Genomic DNA, 20,329 nt, shown 5'->3' on the forward strand with positions numbered 1-20,329 from the left:
GCGCGCCGATACTTTTTTAACGCCGTCCAGAACGGCCGGCGGGTGTTAAAAAAGTACCGGTGGGCGGCCGGCACCGAGGCTGGCGAACCGCCGCGTGCTCGGCGTATGGTGCCAGCAGTCACGATAAAGAGGCGCGACATGCCTGATCACCGAACGCTCCTGTACGACCATCGGCCGGCCGAGCTGGAAGTCATCCTGCCCGAGCCCGAGCACAGTTTTCGCTGGTATGAGCACGACTATCCCTATTCGCTGGCGCGTTGGAACCATCATCCCGAGTTTGAAATCCACCTGATTCGACAGGGCAGCGGGCGGTTGCTGGTCGGTGACTACATGGGCCCGTTCGGGCCCGGTCATGTAGCGATGATCGGACCGGACCTGCCCCACGACTGGATCGGCGATGTTGCCCCCGGCGAATATCTGGCGGGGCGCGATGTGGTGTTGCAGTTCGATGGTGCCGTGCTGTTGTCGTTGCGCCGGACGCTGCCGGAACTGGGGGATTTGCAGCGATTATTCGAGCGGGCCCGACGTGGCCTGGCTTTTAGCGGCGGCACCGCGCGGCGTGCCGCGCAATTGCTTGAAGCGATCGGGCCGGCCCGGGGCCTGGCGCGACTGGCGCTGTTTCTCCAACTGCTCGACACGCTTGGCCGCGCCAGCGACAGCGAGGCCTCTTGCCTGGCAAGCCCTTGCTACGCGCCAGCCCTCGATGCGCGAAGCTCGGAGCGCATTCAGAAAGCCTTCGACTACCTGCATGCCGAACTCACCGGCGACTTGCGCGTGTCGGTGATCGCCCGGCAACTGGGCATGAGTGAACCTGGGTTCTCGCGCTTCTTCAAACGCATCACCGGGCATGGATTCATCGACCTGATGCGCAAGCTCCGGGTCCAGCGTGCCTGCCGGTTGTTGTCCCAAAGCGAAATGGCGGTGACTGACATCTGTTTTGAAGTCGGCTACAACAACCTGTCTAACTTCAATCGGCATTTTCGCGTCGAAATGAACCAGACGCCCAGCGACTACCGCCGCAGCCTCAGTGCCGACTCGCCTACGGACAGTGTTCCTGTCATGCAAGAGAAAACGCCGCCGTGATAGGCGGAATAGGCTTGGGGGGTATGACTCACCCAAACGGGTTTGTGTCTAGTCAGCCACATCGTGCCGGTGCTTTTTCAACCGATACGCGAACTGTGCTCGGCTCAGCCCCAGGGAGCGGGCGGCCGCCGCGAGGTTGCCGCTGGTGAGCTGCAACGCTTCGTTGATCAGCCGGGACTCCAGGCCATCGATGGTGAAATCCGCATCGGCCTGGCTCAGGGACAGCAGCAGCGGCGCGCTGGACGTCCCATCGCTTTGTGCCACGGCCGACGGCGAGAGTCCGCCATTGCCGTCGAGGGAATAGGCATCGGCGGGCAGTCGTTCATCGCGAAACAGGTGCATCAAGTCGATGGCCTGGCCTTCTTCGCTGGCGATCAAGCCCCGTTCGATGATGTTTTGCAGTTCTCTGACATTGCCGGGGAAGTCGTAGCGCAGCAGGACTTTCAGGGCGCGCATGGTAAGGCCCACCGACGTGCGGCCATATTCCAGGCAAAACCGCCTGAGGAAGGCGTTGATCAGCAGCGGTATGTCATCGCGGCGCTCGCGCAGGGGCGGAAGGGCGATGGGGTAGACGTTGAGTCGGTAGAACAGGTCTTCGCGAAAATCACCTTGCGCCACGGCTTTGCGCAGGTCGAGGTTTGTGGCCGCGACGACTCGCACATCGACCTTGATGCCATGGCCGCCACCGACTCGCTCGATTTCCCGCTCCTGCAATGCGCGCAGCAGCTTGCCTTGGCCGGCCAGGCTGAGGCAGGTGATTTCGTCGAGGAACAGGGTGCCGCCATGAGCCCGTTCGAAGCGGCCGGGACGTGAATGAGTGGCGCCGGTATAGGCGCCGCGCTCGACGCCGAACAGCTCGGCTTCGATCAGGTTATCCGGTATGGCTGCGCAATTGAGTGCAATAAAAGGCCCTTCGCGGCGCCGGCTTAGCTGATGTAACTGACGGGCGAACATTTCCTTGCCCACGCCAGACTCGCCGGTGACCAGTACGGTGGCCGGTGTCAGGGCAACCCGCTGCAAGGCCAACGTCGCCGCGTTGAATGCCGCGCTGGCACCGATCAGCGGTTGTTCGCTGTCAGGCAGTGGATCGCTGGCTGCCATAGGGTTGGGCCTAGGGCTAGAAGGCAGGGCCGCGGGCGGCTGTGAGGCATTGAGGTAGCTCAGGTCACGCTCGATGTCGCCCCATTGCTCGGCGGTCTTGCCGACGACACGGCAGCGCTCATGCCCCATGCCCCGGCATTCCACTTCGCGAAAGACCACCAGTTGCCCGAACAACCCGCTGACGAAGCCGATCGCATAGCCCAGCTCGGTCCAGCACACCGGATCCTGCCCGGTGCCATAGGCGGCGACATGCTCATCCGCTTCGCAGGAGTGATGCCAGAGAAATTCCCCTTCGTAGAACCCCGATTCCGCATCGAACTTGAAGTGAAGCGGCTCGACCTTGGTCATGCCTTCGAGGGTATGCAGGTGCGTGCCTGCGCGAAATACCGCCGCGGCGTCGGCGTGGGGCCAGCGTTCACGAATCAGCCGCGCGTCCCGGGCGCCGGAGCAATAGCCGGTGCGGGTGAGCATGCCCCGGGCTTGCTCCAGCCCTTGGCGCTCGATGATCTCGCGGCGCAACGCGCCGAAGGATGAGCTGTGCAACAGCAACATGCGCTGGTCGTTTAGCCAGATACGCCCGTCGTCAGGAGAGAAGAACAGACAATTCGTCAGTTCCGCCGGGGTGGGCGAGCTGCTGTCGCTCAGCTCCTTGCTGTCGCCCCGCGGACGAAAAGGCTCGGTCGTAGACCGCTCTGGCAGCGGACAGTGGGGATTATTCATTGTTATTGCCCCTGATGGCGGTAGTCGAAATGAGCACCTGGCTAGATAGTTATTAAGCATAACTTTATCAAATGAACAAGTGGCGATCGGCCAGCGGTCAGGCCGGCGGATACACCACCGCCGCCTGGTCAGTCGAAGAACATTGACCCAGAGCCTTGGCCCACGTTTGTGCGGGCTGACGGGCGAAACCGGCACACGGCTTGCTCAGCCACTCGTACGGCGTTTTCGCCAGCGTCGGCAAGGCGTGGCAAACGATGACAACAACAACGAGCCGGGAGCTTTAAATGTCTGCATCCGAAAACCACCTGCTAGCCCAGGTGACTGCGTGCGAATGTGTCTTCAATGGGGATTGGGTGCCTGCCTCGGGCCCATTGCGGTCGATCATCGAGCCGGCCACTGGCGAGTTATTGATGCGCAGTGCCACGGCCGACGCCGCCGATATCGCCAAGGCCAGTCGCGATGCCGCCCTGGCGCAACCCGCCTGGGCGGCCCTCGGTCCACGGGAACGGGCCGCGATCTTTCGCAAGGCGGCCGATGTCGCCGAGCGCTCCTTCGCGGAACTGGCGTTGTATGTCGCCCGTGAAACCGGTGCGGCGCTGTTCAAGGGCCAGCATGAGGTGCGCGAAGCGATCGTGCTGCTGCATCAAGCGGCGGGCATGCTGTCCCAGGCCCACGGGGCAGTCCTGCCCAGCGCGGCGGGGCGCCTGTCTTATGCGCGGCGCCTGCCCCACGGCGTGATCGGGGTGATCTCGCCCTTCAATTTTCCCCTGGTATTGTCCATGCGTTCCGTGGCGCCGGCCCTGGCAGCGGGTAACGCGGTAGTGCTCAAGCCGGACCCGCAGACTCCGGTCAGTGGCGGTTTTCTCATTGCCCGGCTGTTCGAGGCGGCGGGCTTGCCCAAGGGCTTGCTGCAGGTGTTGCCTGGAGCGGCGGACGCTGGTGAAGCGCTGTGCCGCGATCCCAACGTGAAGATGATTGCTTTCACCGGATCGACCGGTGCCGGCCGCAAAGTGGCTGAAGTGGCGGGGCGAAACCTGAAAAAGGTCGCGTTGGAACTGGGCGGCAAGAACCCGCTGATCATCCTTGAAGACGCCGATCTGGACCTCGCTGCGCGAAACGCCGCCTGGGGCGCATGGCTGCACCAAGGGCAGATTTGCATGGCCACCGGATTGATTCTCGCCCATGAGTCCATCGCCCCGGCGCTGACCCGCAAATTGGTGGAAAAGGCCCGCGCCTTGAGCGTGGGCAACGCCGCCCGCGAGGAGGCGGCGCTAGGGCCACTGATCAATCAGCGGCAGTTGCAACGCGTGCACGAAATCGTCAGCGACAGCGTACGCGCCGGCGCGACCCTTGAAGCGGGCGGTGAATACGATCGTTTGTTCTATCGACCGACTGTACTCAGCGGCGTGAAGCCGGGCATGCGTGCCTTCGAGGATGAAGTCTTTGGGCCCGTGGCGACTGTCGTCAGTTTCGCCAGCGACGAGGAAGCCATCGAATTGGCCAATCGCACCGAATACGGCCTGTCGGCGGCAATTATTTCGCCGTCGGTGGGAAGAGCCATGGCCATGGGGGAGCGGCTTGAGTGCGGCATGTTGCACATCAATGACCAGACCGTCGCCGACGAGTGCGTCAACCCGTTCGGCGGGCGCGGCGCCTCGGGCAATGGCGGCAGTGTCGGCGGTCCGGCGGATTGGGATGAATACACCCAGTGGCAGTGGGTGACGGTCAAGGCTACCGCGCCGATCTACCCGTTCTGACAGGCGGTTTTCTACAGGGGCCATGAGCCGAGGCCCCTGCGAGCGGACAAAAACAATAAGAGGACTCAACATGAAACTCGACAACAAGATTGTGCTGGTGACCGGCGTCTCGTCGGGCATCGGCGCCGCCACGGCGAGCCTGCTGCGTGCCCACGGCGCAAAGGTGATTGGTGTGGACCTCAAGGCGCCGCACATGACCCTGGACGGTTTTGTCCAGGGCGATCTGAGCAGCGCCGAGAACATCGACCGGCTGCTGCCGCAGCTACCCGCACGGTTGGACAGCCTGTGCAACATTGCCGGGGTGCCGGGCACCGCAAACCCGCAACTGCTGGCGCGGGTCAACTACTTTGGATTGCGCCACTTGAGCCAGGCGTTGCTGCCACGCATCAACGCGGGCGGCAGCATCGTCAACATCGCCTCGATCCTCGGTGCCGAGTGGCCGTTGCGCCTGGAACAGCACAAGGCGCTGGCAGGCATCGACGGTTTTGCCGCCGGCCAAGCCTGGCTGGCCGAACACCCCGTACCGGCCCCGACCTGCTACCAATACTTCAAGGAAGCCTTGATCGTCTGGACCTACGTCCAGGCCCAACCCTGGTTCCTGGAGCATTCGGTGCGGATGAACAGCGTCGCGCCAGGCCCGGTCTTCACACCCATCCTCGACGACTTCGTGAGCATGCTCGGGGAGGCGCGGACCCAGGTCGATGCCCATCGCATGAAACGTCCGGCGTATGCCGATGAGGTGGCGGCGGTGATCGCTTTCCTGTGCGCCGACGAGTCGCGCTGGATCAACGGCGTCAACCTGCCAGTGGATGGTGGATTGGCGTCCACCTACGTCTGAAGGGCTTATCCGTAGTACGCGGCGCAAGCCGCTATCCGAAAAATAACAATAAAGAGAAACCTCCATGGATAACCTCAAAGATTGCTTTGGTTTCAAGCAGTGCGCCCTGTTCCTGGCGTTATGCAGCACCGGTGCGATGGTCGAGACGGTCGAGGCCATGCAAATGGACCTGGGCGATTCCGACTGGAAACTGCGCTGGGACAACACCATCAAGTACAGCCAGGCCTGGCGGCTACACGGCCAGGACAGCCGCTTGACCAACGCGCCCACCGCCAACGGCCTGTACCCCTCGATCCAGGGCCAGGGCGATAAAAACTTCAGCAGCGGCCTGGTCTCCAATCGCCTGGACCTGTTCTCCGAAATGGACCTCAGCCGGCAAAACTACGGGCTGCGGGTCAGCGGCGCGGCCTGGTACGACGATATCTACAACCAGGACACCGACAGCAGCGAACAACCGCACTTTCTCAGCAAAACCCGCGAGCTCCATGGTCGCGACGCGGAGATTCTCGACGCGTTCGTGTTCTTGCGCGGAGACCTCGGTGACGACTCCCAAGGCGTGGCGCGGCTGGGACGGCACAGTCTGATCTATGGCGAAAGCCTGTTCTACGGCGGCAACGGCATCGCCAACGCCCAGGGCCCGACCGATGTGGTCAAGCTGCTCAGCGTGCCGGGTACTCAATTCAAGGAAATCCTGCGCCCGGTCAATCAGATCTCCGGGCAATTGCAGATCAACCCACAGCTGTCGGTGGGCGCCTACTACCAGTTCGAGTGGGAGCGTTCCAACCTGCCCGGCGCCGGCAGCTACTTGAGCGATGCCGATGCCATCGGGTACGGCAGTGGTCCGCTGCGCGAGGTGTTCGGCAACGACACGGTGAATGGCGGCGACCTGAAACCGCGAAACTCGGGGCAGGGCGGTATGCAGATCCGCTTCAAGCCAAGCGGCACCGAGCTGGAACTGGGGTTCTACGCGGCCCAGTATCATGACAAAGCCCCAATCGGCTTGTACGCCTATCTGGACGGGCCGGCCGCCGCAGCCAGCGGGTTGCCGATCCTGGGCTCCTATCGCCAGGTCTACGCCGAAGACATCAAGACCGCCGGCGTCAGCTTCTCCACCGCCTACGGTCCGTTCAACTTTGCCGGTGAAACGTCGGTGCGCTGGAACGCGCCGCTGGTGAGCAACCTGCAAGTGGTGACCCCCGGCATGGTGGCCGACGGTGGCGACAATGAGTTGTTCGCCAGGGGCAAGACCGCCCACGCCAACCTGTCGGCGATTTACTTGCTGTCGCCCAACGCGTTTTGGGATGGCGGCTCGGCCCTGGCCGAACTGGCCTGGAACCGCACCCTGAGCGTGACCAAGAACCCTGCCGCGCTGGACTCAAACACCACCCGCGATGCGACGGCGCTGCGGGTCCTGATGGAACCCGCGTACTTCCAGATCATCGACGGGATCGACCTGACCGTGCCCATCGGGATGGGGATCGTGCTCGATGGGCGCTCATCGGCGGTCAACAAATCCGGTTTCGGCAATACCCATTCCGGCGACTGGAGCGTCGGGCTCAAAGCCACCTATCTACAGCGCTGGGATGTCGGCCTCAACTACGTGAATTTCTTCGGCGCCCCGAAAGCCGGGCTGCGCGAGGACGGCAATTTCAGTTATGGACAATCGCTGGCCGACCGCGATTTCGTCTCGCTCTACGTGAAAACCTCATTCTAATAAGGTGGATTCGCCATGCAGAACACAACTTTCCTGAACACCTGCCTCCTAACCCTTGCGCTGACCGGCATGAGCCTGGCGCAAGCGGCGGTATTGCCTGAACAGGCCGCGCGCTTGAAAACCGACCTGACCCCCCTGGGTGGCGAGCGCGCCGGCAATGCCGATGGCAGCATTCCGGCCTGGCAGGGCGGCTACACTCAGGTCGCGCCCGGTTATAAACCAGGCGACAAACGCCCCGATCCTTTCGCCGGTGAGAAACCGCTGTATTCGATCAAGGCATCGAACATGGAGCAGTACGCCGGCGAACTGGCCGAAGGCACCAAGCTGTTGCTCAAGAAATACCCGGACTATCGCCTTGACGTGTACCCGACCCATCGCTCGGCGGCCGCGCCCCAGTGGGTGTATGACAACACCAGCAAGAACGCCACACGCGCCACCCTGGACGTGGGCAGCGAGAAGGTCTCCAACGCTTATGGCGGCATCCCGTTCCCGATTCCGGAAAACGGTGCGCAGGTGTTGTGGAACTATCGGTTGTCCTGGCAGGGCGGCGACACCATCAGCTCGCCTTTCGACACTTGGCTGATGACCGCCGGCGGCAAGAAAGTCCAGGCGACCCGAGCCCAGTACACCTACCAGTTTCCGTACTACGTCGAGGGCGGCAGCCTGGAAAATTATTCGGGCAAGTACCTGCTGGGCAAGCTGTTCACCGAGTTGCCGTCATCCAAGGCTGGCGAAGGCCTGATGACCCATTGGGACCTGGATCCGGGCAATCGGGCGGCCTGGCAGTACCTGGTCGGCCAACGTCGGGTTCGCCGCGCGCCCAACATTGCCTATGACACGCCTGACTTCGTGACCTCCGGCGTCGGTCTGTTCGACGAAGCGTTCATGCTGTTTGGCCCGACCGATCGTTATGACCTCAAGCTGGTGGGCAAGAAGGAGCTGCTCGTCGCCTACAACAACAACCGCGCCGCCCTGGCCAAGAGCGACGACCTGGTCAAGGCGAACTTCCTCAATCCTGATCTGGTGCGCTGGGAAAAACATCGGGTCTGGGTGGTCGAGGCCACGCTCAAATCCGGCAAGCGCCACGTCGTGCCGCGTCGCACTTACTACGTAGACGAGGATTCCTGGCAGATCCTGATGGCCGACGGTTATGACGCCCAGGGCAAGCTCGGCCGGCAAATGTATTCGTTGACGCTGCTGGCACCGGATCTGCCGGCCCTCACCGCGCAGGTGATGTGGGGCAGCTACAACCTCGATACCGGCGCCTATTTCCTCAACTCATCGAGCAACGACCTGACGGTCCAGTACCAGAAAGTCGCGAAGCCTTCGGCGTCCTATTTCACGCCGGATGCCATGGCCAACGAAAACATGCGCTGAACCTTGGCGACCGTGGCGAGGAGCGGTTTCGTCGCGGTCGCCGGCGATTTTCCAGGCGGAATAACGATATGAACGTTGAAAAAATCTTTGCGAGCCGTGCTCCGTCAAGGGCGATCTGCGTCTTGGTGCTGTGTCTGTTGGCGAGCGCGTCCTTGCCTGTGCAGGCGACGACATTGGCGGTGCTGCAACTGCCGGCACTGCCGACCACCAAGGCCCAGCGTGCGGTATTGCTTGGGCTGGCCCGGGCCGGCGAGCGCCTTGTGGCGGTTGGCGAGCGCGGGATCGTGCTGCTTTCCGATGACGCCGGAACGAGTTGGCGCCAGGCCAAGGTGCCGGTCAGCGTCAGCCTGACGGCGGTGCAATTCGTCGACGCCGAGCAGGGCTGGGCGGTCGGTCACCTGGGCGTGGTGCTGCATACGCAGGACGGCGGCGAAACCTGGCAAAAGCAACTCGACGGCGAGCGTGCCATTGCCCTGGCGGTGCAGATCGCCGAGCGTGATGCCCAGCTACCTGGCGGTGCCACCCACTTGGAGCAGGCAAGGCGCATGCTGGCTGATGGACCGGACAAACCGTTTCTCGACCTGTATTTCAGGGATCGCCTGCACGGCTATGTCGTCGGCGCCTACAGCCAGATCTACCGCACCGATGATGGCGGGCGGAGCTGGCAGCCGTGGATGCAGCACCTGGACAACCCCCAGGGCTTGAACCTGTATGGCATCCGCGCCGTGGGCAACGATCTGCTGTTGGTGGGGGAGCGCGGCCTGCTGTTGCGTTCGACCGATGCCGGGCAGTCGTTCCAGGCCTTGGAGTCACCTTATGAAGGCAGCTTTTTTGGCCTGCTCGGCACCCGCGACGGGGCCTTGGTTGCCTATGGGCTGCGTGGAAACGCCTGGTGGTCCGACGATCGTGGCGACAGTTGGCGCCGCCTACACACCGGGACCGAATCGACGCTGGCGAGCGCCCTGGAACTGCGCGACGGCGGCCTGCTGTTGGCCAGCCAGAGCGGCGAGTTTCTCTTCAGTCATGACCACGGTCGCAGCTTCGACAAACGCCAGAGCCGCAGCGGCGGGACTGTCGCAGCCGTGCAACAGGCGGTCGACGGCAGCCTGGCCAGTGTCGGCTTGAGCGGCGTGGCGGCTGACCAGGATCCGCGCGCCTCGGGCAAACCATGAAACTTCACGGTGTAGCGCTATCGGGCCGCGGCTCGTGCAACAGGAGTCAAACTTGAAAGACGACAAAACCCAAACCGTGATCGGCCGCCAGGAAGACTTCGACCGGACGTCAGGTAACTTCGCCGAGCGGGCGATCTTCAACCATCGACCCCTGGTGGTCCTGCTGTGCCTGCTGGTGACCTTGGTGCTCGGTTGGCAAGCCACGCGCATCGGCATCAATGCCAGCTACGAGAAAACCATTCCCACCGGCCATCCCTACGTCGCCAACTTTCTGGAAAACCGCAGTGAGTTGAGCGGCCTGGGCAACTCGCTGCGCATCGCCGTGGAGATCAGGCAGGGCAGTGTCTTCACCAGGGATTACCTCGACACCCTGGCCAAGCTCAATGACGAGCTCTATTTGCTGCCAGGTGTCGACCGTCCTTACATGAAGTCGCTATGGACGCCGACCACGCGCTGGACCGCCGTGACCGAAGAAGGTCTGGACGGCGGTACGGTGATCCCTGACGACTACGATGGCTCGGCCGCCAGTATCGAGCAGGTGCGGACCAACGTGGCCCGCTCCGGGGAGGTCGGCCAATTGGTTGCCGGCAACTTCAAATCCAGCGTGATCTTCGTGCCGCTGCTGGAAATCAATCCGCAGACGGGCAAGGCGCTGGACTATGGCGAGTTTTCCCGACAATTGGAGGCGTTGCGGGACAAGTACCAGACCGAAGACTTGCGCATCCATATCACCGGCTTCACCAAGATCGTCGGCGATCTGATCGAGGGGATGACCCAGGTCCTGCTGTTCTTCGTGGTGGCGGTACTGGTGACGGTATTGGTGCTCTTCGCCTACACCCGTTGTGCACGCAGCACCCTGGTGGTGGTGGTTTGTTCGCTGGCGGCGGTGCTTTGGCAATTGGGCCTGCTGGCCTTGCTCGGTTATGAGCTGGACCCATATTCGGCGCTGGTGCCGTTTCTGGTGTTCGCCATTGGCATGAGCCATGGTGCGCAAAAGATGAACGGCATCATGCAGGACATCGGTCGCGGCACACATCGGGTGGTCGCTGCGCGCTACACCTTTCGCCGATTGTTCGCCGCGGGCATCACCGCCTTGCTGTGTGATGCGGTGGGCTTCGCCGTGCTGCTGCTGATCGACATCCGGGTGATCCAGGACCTGGCGATCACCGCCAGTCTCGGTGTCGCCGTGCTGATCTTCACCAACCTGATCCTGCTGCCGATCCTGCTCAGCTACATCGGCGTCAGCCCCGCGGCGGCGCAACGCAGCCTGAGTGCGGAAACCACCGAACAGCAGGCGCAGATCAAGCATCCGCTATGGCGTGCGCTCGATCTTTTCACCCAACGACGCTGGGCCATTGGTGCCATGTTGACGGGCTTGCTGCTGGCCGCGTTTGGGTTTGCCGTGAGCCTGCACCTGAAGATCGGTGACCTGGACCCCGGCGCCCCGGAGCTGCGTGCCGACTCGCGCTACAACCGCGATGCGCTGTTCATGACGCAAAACTATGCGGCGAGCTCGGACATCTTCGTGGTCATGATCAAGACCCCGGAAGACCAATGCACCCGTTACGCCAGCCTGTCGGCGGTGGATGCGCTGGCGTGGCGACTGGAGCAATTACCCGGTGTGGAATCGACCAACTCGATGGCGGCGCTGAGCAAGATCGCCACGGCCGGTTATAACGAGGGCAACTTCAAATGGTATGAACTGATCCCCAATGACGGTGCGCTGGGGGCCGTGCAAACCCGCGCGCCGCGAGAGCTGTTCAACCAGGGGTGTTCGATGCTGTCGCTGTACGTCTACCTGGCCGATCACAAGGCTGACACCTTGAACCGGGTGGTGGAGGCCAGCGAGCAGTTTATCGCCGGGCACCAACTGCCGGAGGTCAAGTTCATGCTGGCGGCCGGCAGCGCGGGAATCGAGGCGGCGACTAACATCGTCGTGAAGAAATCCATGGGCGAGATGCTGTTCTGGGTCTACGGTGCGGTCAGCCTGTTGTGCCTGCTGACTTTCCGCAGCTGGCGCGCGACGCTGTGCGCGATGCTGCCGCTGATGCTCACCTCGATCCTGTGCGAGGCGCTGATGGTGGGGTTGGGCATGGGCGTGAAAGTTGCCACGCTACCGGTCATTGCGCTGGGCGTGGGCATTGGCGTTGATTACGCGCTGTATGTGTTGAGCGTGATCCTCGCCCGGATGCGCGCCGGCGACACACTGGCCCAGGCGTATTACCAGTCGCTGCTGTTCACCGGCAAAGTGGTGTTGCTGACGGGTATGACGCTGGCTGTGGCGGTGTCGACCTGGGCTTTCTCGCCGATCAAGTTCCAAGCCGACATGGGCATCCTGCTGGCCTTCATGTTCCTGGTGAACATGCTCGGCGCGCTGATCCTGCTGCCGGCGCTGGCGTGGTGGTTGCTGCCGCAGGAGGTCTTCGCAAAAAAGCCTGGGCTGAGCCGGCGGGAGCGGTGGGTGAGGGGATGAAGTGGTAAACCCCGTGGGTGCGAGCCTGCTCGCGCCCACAGGGGGGGCGGGTGGACAGTAGGTCAGGATTTCTGTGCAACTGGTCCTGCCGTGTTCATCCGGGCCCCGTCAGAACGGCGAATCACGCTGAGGATGGCCAATGTCGCAACCACCAATCCGGGGGATGTCGCCAGCAGTACCGCTGTGGTACCGCCTCCGGCCGCAAGGATCTGGCCGGCCGCCAACGGGCCGGCCACCGAGCCCAGGCGTCCGATGGCCACGGCGGCACCGACACCGGTTGCCCGCACGGCCGTAGGGTAGGAGGGCGGCGCCGAGGCATAGAGCACCAACTGCGCGGCCATCACAAACAACCCGGCGGCGAACCCGGCAAGGCCCATCGGTACGATGCCCACCGACAAACCGACCCCGGCCAGCGCGCTCAACAGCCCGGCATAGACGAACAGTACGACCTTGATGGCGTTGTAGCGGTCCAGCAGCAGGCCACCAATCAACGAACCCAGGGCGCCGCCGATGTTGAACAGCATCTGCACCAGGCCGGCCTGGGGTTTGCTGAAGCCCTGCTCCAGCAGCAACGAAGGCAGCCAGTTGAGCAGCATGTACATCACCGTCAAGGTGAAAAAATAGCTCAGCCACAGGCCCAGCGTAGTCAGGCCCCGGCCTTCACCGAACAGCGCCTGGCCGGTCGAACCGCGGGTTTCACCACCCACCTGCTGGACTTGCTTGAAAGCGCTGGACTCCGGCAGCCACAGCAACATCAGCGGCACTACGAGCAAGGGCGCCAGGCCGCCGATGAGAAACGTCATTTGCCAATGTTCGCCAAAGGCCATCGCAACCACCGCCGCCAACGCGCCTCCCAGCGGAACACCGGCATACATCACGCTGATGGCCGTGCCTCGGCGTTGCTCGCCTACCGCTTCGGCACACAGGGCGATGAGGTTGGGCAGGGCGGCGCCCAGGCCGAGCCCGGTCATGAAACGCACCAACAGCAGGCTGGAGAATTGTTCGACATAAGCGGTGCCGAGGGAAAACACGCCGAACAGCAGGACGGCGGCGATCAGGATTTTCTTGCGGCCGATGCGATCGGCGATCCAGCCGCCGAAGAACGCACCCGGCAGCAGGCCGATGATCCCTGCGCTGAATACCCAACCCATCATTTTCGGGTCCAGGGCAAATGTCTGCCGCAGGCCGGCAGCGGCAGTCCCGGCGGATTGGAGATCAAATCCCTCGATCAGCGCGACGATGAAACACAAGGCGATGGTCAGCGTCGCTCGACGCGGCGGATGGTTCATGGCGAATCCTCTTATTGTTTTTGTCAGGACTGCGGTTCAGATGAAAACCGGCAGGTGCGATTAAGATTAACAAAGCTAACTAAAAAATGAATCGCGGCTTTTCCGCAGAAAAAATCTGCCAGTTCGCTTGAAAAATCAGATGCTTGCCTATCGAAAGCGGAATAACAGGAAAACTGGTTAAAAATATTAACGTTCGATTATCGGTCACTTCGCATTGACGAAGCCCCCTGGCCATTTCCATTCTCTGTCCGCGCGGCCCGTCATCCGGGTACCCGCCTCGATAGAAAACAACAACAAAAAATGGAAATCGAACATGTCGAACGTTATCCGGGACGTCCATGCCCCCGTTGCTTTGCCGATCCTCCAGCTGTTCGCCTGGGTCGGGCTGGGCTTATGTTCCACCGCGTCATGGGCCGAAGGCTTCGTCGAAGACAGCCACGGCACGCTGACCCTGCGCAACTACTATATGGATCGTGACTACAAGGACGGCGGTGCCAAGACCGCCGCCAGGGAGTGGGCACAGGGCATATTCATGAACGTGGAGTCGGGGTTCACCCCGGGGACGGTCGGGTTCGGGCTTGATGCACGGGGGTTGCTCGGCATCAAGCTCGACTCATCGCCAGACCGCAGCGGCACCGAGCTGCTGCCGGTGTCCAGTAGCGACAAGCGTGCGGCGGACGAGTACTCGCGTCTTGGCCTGACCGGCAAACTGCGTATCGCCCAGACCACCGTGAAAACCGGCGACGTGTCGATCTTCCTGCCGTTTGCCTTCGCCAGCCCGTCGCGCCTGCTGCCCCAGACGTTTCGCGGGACGACGCTCAGTTCCAAGGACATCGAAGGCTTGACGCTCAACACCGGTTATATCGACCGTATCGCCCGGCGCGATTCCACCGATTACCAACCCATGGCCATCGCCTCGCCCAATCGCCGTTTCAACGGCGCGGCGACCACGTCCCATATGGCGTACGTGGGAGGCGATTACCAGGTCAACAAAGACCTCGGCTTGCGCGTCTACCACGCCGAGGTGGCTGACCTGTACCAACAGAACACCTTCGCACTGCTGCACAACATGCCATTGGGCGGTGGCGTGCTGACTACCGACCTGCGCAGTTTCTTCAGTGACGACGACGGCGCCGCCAAGGCCGGCAAGGTGGACAATCGCAACGTCTCGGCACTGGTGGGTTATCGCTTTGGCGGCCATCGCGTGAGCCTGGGCTACATGCATTCCAGTGGTGATACCGCGACCCCCTATGTGTCTGGCACCGAGCTGATGGGCTTGAGCGAAATGACCATGAGTTCGGACTTCCTCAATGCCAAGGAGCGTACCTGGCAAGCGATCCACGACTATGACTTCGCGGCCGTGGGCGTGCCTGGCCTGCGAACCCGGTTGCGCTACGTGCGGGGCGATCACATCGAGCTGGCGGCTCTCAACGCCGAAGACCGCAAGGAGCGTGAGTTCCAGATGGAGCTGGGCTATGTGATCCAGAGCGGTCCGCTGAAGAACGTTGGGCTGCTGGCGCGCAAATCGATCTACCGCAATGACTTCCCCGGCACGGCGGCGTTTCGCGACGAGAACCAGACGCGGTTCCTGGTGACGTATAGCGTGCCGATTTGGTGAAGTAGTGAAGGGCGATGCAGAGCTTTTGCGGCGAGGGGATTTATCCCCTCGCCGCAAAAGCAGCCGCTAACTTGGCTACTGGTAAACCTTCTTCAACAACCGCAGCAGGTCCTCGCGCTCGGCGGCGGAAAGCGCGGCGGTGGAATCCAGATCACTTTCTTTGGCGATCTGCTTGAGTTCCTTGAGCAGTGTCTCGCCGGCCTTGCTCAGGAAAATCCCATAGGAGCGTTTGTCCGGCTTGCAGCGCACCCGCACGGCCAAGGCGCGGCTTTCCAGTCTGTTCAACAACGGCACCACTTGCGGAGGCTCGATGGCCAGCGCCTTGGCCAGGTCGGCCTGCATCAGGCCAGGGTTCTGGTCAATGATCGCCAGGGCCGAGAACTGGGCGGGCCGCAGGTCGTGAACGGCGAGACGGCCGATCAGGTTCTGGAACAGTTTCAACTGGGCGCGGCGCAAGGCGTAACCGATCAGGTCATCCAGGGCGGAATCCAACGGTGCCTGCGTGTCGTTACCGTCGGCAGGTGCGCCGGCGGCGGTTTCGGCAAGCTTGGAAGACTTGGCCATCGAAAGGAGCATCCTCAAGGTCAGTGATTAACAAGGCTATCCAGTTTGCCGAGGTTGCAAGGCGATGGCTACGTCCCTTCGCACATTTGTTGTCTGGGAGCGTTTACCGAGGCTCTGAAAATACTAGGTAAATCGATTAATAGTTAATTGACATAACTAATATTCAGGGTTAGTTTTTGATCATCTTCAGCCAAGAACAAGAGAGCACGCGCCATGAGCAATTACGAAGGTCGCTGGACCACGGTCAAGGTCGAGATCGACGATGGCATCGCCTGGGTCATCCTCAATCGCCCGGAAAAACGCAACGCCATGAGTCCCACCCTCAACCGCGAGATGGTTGATGTGCTGGAAACCCTTGAGCAAGACCCTGCTGCTGGCGTGCTGGTGCTCACCGGCGCCGGGGAAGCCTGGACTGCCGGCATGGACCTCAAGGAATACTTCCGCGAAGTGGACGCCGGACCGGAAATCCTCCAGGAGAAAATCCGCCGCGAAGCCTCCCAATGGCAATGGAAACTGCTGCGCATGTACGCCAAGCCGACCATCGCGATGGTCAACGGCTGGTGTTTCGGTGGCGGTTTCAGCCCGCTGGTGGCGTGTGACTTGGCGATCTGCGCCGACGAAGCCACCTTCGGTCTCTCTGAAATCAACTGGGGCATCCCACCTGGCAACCTGGTCAGCAAAGCCATGGCCGACACCGTGGGCCACCGCCAATCGCTGTACTACATCATGACTGGCAAGACCTTCGGCGGGCAGAAAGCCGCCGAGATGGGCCTGGTCAACGAAAGCGTGCCCTTGGCGCAACTGCGCGAAGTCACCGTGGAGCTGGCGCGCAACCTGCTCGAGAAGAACCCGGTGGTGTTGCGTGCGGCCAAGCATGGTTTCAAGCGCTGCCGCGAGCTGACCTGGGAGCAGAACGAGGATTACCTCTACGCCAAGCTGGACCAGTCGCGGCTGCTCGACACCGAAGGGGGCCGCGAGCAGGGGATGAAGCAGTTCCTCGACGACAAGAGCATCAAGCCGGGCCTGCAAGCCTACAAGCGTTGAAAAAACAGGGCGCCCGGGAGCTGTTCGCCCACGGCGCCCGGCGCTACTGTGAATGCATTCCGATAAAGACAATAAAGAGGAATCACCATGCTGGACGTGCCCCTGTTGATCGGCGGCCAGTCGTGCCCGGCCCGTGACGGTCGGACCTTCGAGCGCTGCAACCCGGTGACCGGTGAAGCGGTGTCTCGCGTGGCCGCCGCCACGTTGGAAGATGCCGACGCCGCTGTGGCGGCCGCACAAGCCGCTTTCCCTGCCTGGGCCGCGTTGGCGCCCAACGAACGTCGCACCCGCCTGCTGCGCGCCGCCGAGCAATTGCAGGCCCGCAGCGGCGAATTCATTGCCGCTGCCGGCGAAACCGGCGCCATGGCCAACTGGTACGGTTTCAATGTGCATCTGGCCGCGAACATGCTGCGCGAAGCCGCGTCCATGACCACTCAAATCAATGGCGAAGTCATTCCTTCGGATGTGCCGGGTAGTTTCGCCATGGCCTTGCGCCAGCCGTGCGGTGTGGTGTTGGGAATCGCGCCGTGGAATGCTCCGGTGATCCTCGCCACTCGCGCCATCGCCATGCCGCTGGCCTGCGGCAACACGGTCGTGCTCAAGGCGTCGGAAATCAGCCCGGCGGCGCACCGTTTGATCGGCCAGGTGTTGCAGGACGCGGGCCTGGGTGACGGCGTCGTCAACGTCATTTGCAACGCCCCGGCGGATGCCCCCGCGATCGTCGAGCGGTTGATCGCCAACCCGGCGGTGCGGCGGGTCAATTTCACCGGCTCGACCCATGTTGGCCGGATTGTCGGCGAACTGTCGGCCCGCCACCTCAAGCCGGCATTGCTGGAGCTGGGCGGCAAGGCGCCGTTACTGGTGCTGGACGATGCCGACCTGGATGCGGCGGTGCAAGCGGCGGCATTCGGCGCTTACTTCAACCAGGGCCAGGTCTGCATGTCCACCGAGCGCTTGATCGTCGACGCGAGCATCGCCGATGCCTTCATCGAGCGGCTCACGAAGAAGATCGCCACCTTGCGCGCCGGTGATCCCGGGGCCAGTGATTCGGTGCTGGGTTCGTTGGTGGACGCCAGCGCCGGCCAGCGCATCAAGGGCCTGATCGACGATGCCCTGGCCAAAGGCGCGAAGTTGGTCGCGGGCGGGCAGTTGGATGGCAGCATCCTGCAGCCGACCTTGCTCGACGGTGTTACGCCGGACATGCGCCTATATCGCGAGGAATCCTTCGGGCCGGTGGCGGTGCTGCTGCGCGGCGAGGGTGACGAAGCATTGCTGCGCCTGGCCAATGATTCGGAGTTCGGATTGTCGGCGGCGATCTTCAGTCGCGACACCGGCCGTGCGCTGGCCCTGGCCCAGCGAGTCGAGTCCGGAATCTGCCACATCAACGGCCCGACCGTGCACGACGAAGCGCAAATGCCCTTCGGCGGCGTCAAGTCCAGCGGTTACGGCAGCTTTGGCGGCAAGGCGTCCATCGAGCATTTCACCCAGTTGCGCTGGGTGACGATGCAGAACGGCCCCCGGCACTACCCGATCTGAAAAACCGTCGCATTGTGGGCGGTGTTCCGCGAAAGCCATCGCCCGATGCAGGCCAGACCTAACAATGACAAGGCCGCAGCCAGGTGCTGCCACGTTCCGCTCGCCCTGCGCGACCCGAGCGTGCCTTGATGGAGGAGATGTACCGTGAGTTCCGAGTTCAGATCATCCTCCCGGCCCGAGCCTGTGCGTTATCGCCAGGTGTCGATCGGTCACCCCGCCGTTGAAGTGAAGGAAGAGCAGGGCATCCTGCACATGCGCTCCCTGGAGCCCTTGGCCCCGTTGCCGTCACGCCTGCTGGATCGCCTCGTGCACTGGGCCGAGGTGCGGCCGAACCAGACCTTTGTCGCTGCGCGGGAAAACGAGGGCGACTGGCGTCATGTCAGTTACGCCGAGATGCTCGCCAGCGTAAGGGCCATCGCCCAGGGTTTGTTGAGCTATGGATTATCGGCGGAGAAACCCTTGGCGCTGCTCTCGGGCAACGACATCGAGCATTTGCAGATGGCCCTGGGCGCGATGTACGCCGGGATTCCCTATTGTCCGGTGTCGCCGGCCTATTCGTTGCTGTCCCAGGACTTCGCCAAGCTGCGGCATGTCTGTGATCTGTTGAGGCCAGGGCTGGTGTTCGTCAGCGATGCCGCGCCGTTCGAACGGGCAGTCAATGCCGTGTTGCCGGCGGATATTCCCTTGGTCACCGTGCGTGGAGACATACCGGGTCGGGCCAGGACAAGCTTCGCCAGCCTGCTCGCACAGCCGGCTGGTATCGAGGCCGACCGCGCATTCGCTGCGACCGGGCCCGACAGCATTGCCAAGTTTCTCTTCACCTCCGGCTCCACCAAGTTGCCCAAGGCGGTGATCACCACCCAGCGGATGCTCTGCGCCAACCAGCAGATGCTGTTGCAAACCTTCCCGGTGTTCGGCGAAGAGCCTCCGGTGCTGGTGGATTGGCTGCCGTGGAACCACACCTTTGGTGGCAGCCACAACGTCGGCATCGTGCTGTACAACGGCGGCACGTTTTATCTGGACGATGGCAAGCCCACCGTCCAGGGTTTTGCGCAAACCCTGCGCAATCTCAAGGAAGTTTCTCCCACGGCCTACCTGACCGTGCCCAAGGGTTGGGAGGAGTTGGTGAGCGCCCTGGAACAGGATGCGGACTTGCGCGAACGCTTTTTCAAGCGCATCAGCCTGTTTTTCTTCGCCGCGGCGGGCCTTTCCCAAAGCACGTGGGATCGGCTCGACAAAGTCGCCGAGCAACATTGCGGCGAACGGATCCGCATGATGGCCGGCCTGGGCATGACTGAAGCTTCGCCATCCTGCACCTTCACCACCGGACCGCTGTCCATGGCCGGCTACATCGGTTTGCCGGCGCCCGGCTGCGAAGTGCGGCTGGTGCCGGTGGACGGCAAGTTCGAAGGACGTTTTCGCGGGCCGCACATCATGCCCGGCTACTGGCGCTCGCCGCAGCAGACCGCCGAGGTGTTCGACGACGCGGGCTTCTATTGCTCGGGCGATGCCATCAAGCTCGCCGATCCCGCCAACCCTCAACTGGGGTTGATGTTCGACGGGCGCATCGCCGAGGACTTCAAGCTGTCCTCAGGCGTGTTTGTCAGTGTCGGGCCGTTGCGCAACCGCGCGGTGCTCGAAGGCACGCCTTACGTCCAGGATCTGGTGGTGACCGCGCCGGATCGTCCGCACCTGGGCGCGCTGGTGTTCCCGCGCCTGCATGATTGCCGCCGACTCTCGGGCCTGGGTCCGGACGCCAGCGACGCCGAGGTACTGGCGAGCCCGCCGGTGCGCCAATGGTTCGCCGATTGGTTGCGGCGGCTGAACCGCGATGCGAACGGCAACGCCAGTCGTGTGGAATGGATCGCGCTGTTGGACGAACCCGCGTCCATCGACCGTGGTGAAATCACCGACAAAGGCTCGATCAACCAGCGCGCGGTATTGCAATGGCGCGCGGCCAAGGTCGAGGCGCTGTATCGGGGAGAAGACCCAACGGTCCTGCGCGCTGGATCGGCCGGCTGATAGCGCTTTTTGTGGCAACGG

At 62.7% G+C, this 20,329-nt stretch carries 14 protein-coding genes; 11 read left to right on the forward strand and 3 right to left on the reverse strand.

What is annotated here, in order from left to right; genetic code table 11:
- Positions 1-138: 138 nt before the first annotated feature.
- Positions 139-1,083: an AraC family transcriptional regulator gene (locus VQ575_RS12535; RefSeq protein ID WP_045156068.1), complete on the forward strand. Its 945-nt coding sequence runs from the start codon at positions 139-141 to the stop codon at positions 1,081-1,083.
- Positions 1,084-1,131: 48 nt separating this feature from the next.
- Here VQ575_RS12535 and VQ575_RS12540 read toward each other — a convergent pair whose 3' ends face one another.
- Positions 1,132-2,904, reverse strand: a complete 1,773-nt coding sequence (locus tag VQ575_RS12540) for a sigma 54-interacting transcriptional regulator (protein WP_325919788.1) — start codon at positions 2,902-2,904, stop codon at positions 1,132-1,134.
- A gap of 284 nt (positions 2,905-3,188) precedes the next feature.
- Here VQ575_RS12540 and VQ575_RS12545 point away from each other — a divergent pair, with 284 nt between their 5' ends.
- From VQ575_RS12545 to VQ575_RS12570, 6 genes are all read left to right on the forward strand, one after another.
- The gene (locus tag VQ575_RS12545; protein WP_045156066.1) at positions 3,189-4,661 is read left to right on the forward strand and encodes a benzaldehyde dehydrogenase; all 1,473 of its coding nucleotides are present in this window, start codon (positions 3,189-3,191) and stop codon (positions 4,659-4,661) included.
- Positions 4,662-4,731: 70 nt separating this feature from the next.
- Complete coding sequence (locus VQ575_RS12550; protein WP_325919789.1) at positions 4,732-5,499, forward strand: coniferyl-alcohol dehydrogenase; 768 nt, start codon at positions 4,732-4,734, stop codon at positions 5,497-5,499.
- A gap of 64 nt (positions 5,500-5,563) precedes the next feature.
- The gene (locus VQ575_RS12555) at positions 5,564-7,213 is read left to right on the forward strand and encodes a DUF1302 domain-containing protein (protein ID WP_325919790.1); all 1,650 of its coding nucleotides are present in this window, start codon (positions 5,564-5,566) and stop codon (positions 7,211-7,213) included.
- A 15-nt stretch (positions 7,214-7,228) separates the two neighbouring features.
- Positions 7,229-8,590 carry a DUF1329 domain-containing protein gene (locus VQ575_RS12560; RefSeq protein ID WP_325919791.1) on the forward strand — a complete coding sequence of 454 codons (1,362 nt, stop codon included), beginning with the start codon at positions 7,229-7,231 and terminating at the stop codon, positions 8,588-8,590.
- 68 nt (positions 8,591-8,658) lie between these two features.
- A complete protein-coding gene (locus VQ575_RS12565) occupies positions 8,659-9,762 on the forward strand; it encodes a WD40/YVTN/BNR-like repeat-containing protein (protein WP_325919792.1) in 1,104 nt (367 codons plus the stop codon).
- Positions 9,763-9,814: 52 nt separating this feature from the next.
- Entirely contained in the window at positions 9,815-12,235 is a 2,421-nt protein-coding gene (locus VQ575_RS12570; RefSeq protein ID WP_325919793.1) for an efflux RND transporter permease subunit, read from the forward strand.
- Between the two features lie 62 nt (positions 12,236-12,297).
- Here VQ575_RS12570 and mhpT read toward each other — a convergent pair whose 3' ends face one another.
- On the reverse strand, positions 12,298-13,524 hold the full coding sequence (mhpT, locus tag VQ575_RS12575) for a 3-(3-hydroxy-phenyl)propionate transporter MhpT (protein ID WP_039588366.1): 1,227 nt from the start codon (positions 13,522-13,524) through the stop codon (positions 12,298-12,300).
- Between the two features lie 313 nt (positions 13,525-13,837).
- Between mhpT and VQ575_RS12580 the strand changes: the two genes are divergently transcribed.
- The gene (locus VQ575_RS12580) at positions 13,838-15,142 is read left to right on the forward strand and encodes an OprD family porin (RefSeq protein WP_325919794.1); all 1,305 of its coding nucleotides are present in this window, start codon (positions 13,838-13,840) and stop codon (positions 15,140-15,142) included.
- 75 nt (positions 15,143-15,217) lie between these two features.
- On the opposite strand, the gene VQ575_RS12585 is transcribed toward VQ575_RS12580, so the two are convergent.
- On the reverse strand, positions 15,218-15,706 hold the full coding sequence (locus tag VQ575_RS12585) for a MarR family winged helix-turn-helix transcriptional regulator (protein WP_325919795.1): 489 nt from the start codon (positions 15,704-15,706) through the stop codon (positions 15,218-15,220).
- A 213-nt stretch (positions 15,707-15,919) separates the two neighbouring features.
- On the opposite strand from VQ575_RS12585, the gene VQ575_RS12590 reads away from it, so the two are divergent.
- The 3 genes from VQ575_RS12590 to VQ575_RS12600 all read left to right on the forward strand — a co-directional run bounded on the left by VQ575_RS12590 (position 15,920) and on the right by VQ575_RS12600 (position 20,308).
- Positions 15,920-16,750, forward strand: coding sequence for a p-hydroxycinnamoyl CoA hydratase/lyase (locus VQ575_RS12590; protein ID WP_045156060.1), 831 nt, complete (start codon positions 15,920-15,922; stop codon positions 16,748-16,750).
- 87 nt (positions 16,751-16,837) lie between these two features.
- A complete protein-coding gene (locus tag VQ575_RS12595; protein ID WP_325919796.1) occupies positions 16,838-18,286 on the forward strand; it encodes an aldehyde dehydrogenase in 1,449 nt (482 codons plus the stop codon).
- A gap of 144 nt (positions 18,287-18,430) precedes the next feature.
- Complete coding sequence (locus tag VQ575_RS12600; protein ID WP_039588371.1) at positions 18,431-20,308, forward strand: feruloyl-CoA synthase; 1,878 nt, start codon at positions 18,431-18,433, stop codon at positions 20,306-20,308.
- Positions 20,309-20,329: the final 21 nt, after the last annotated feature.

The sequence above is a fragment of the Pseudomonas frederiksbergensis genome (assembly GCF_035751725.1).
GTDB classification, from domain to species: Bacteria; Pseudomonadota; Gammaproteobacteria; order Pseudomonadales; family Pseudomonadaceae; genus Aquipseudomonas; species Aquipseudomonas frederiksbergensis_A.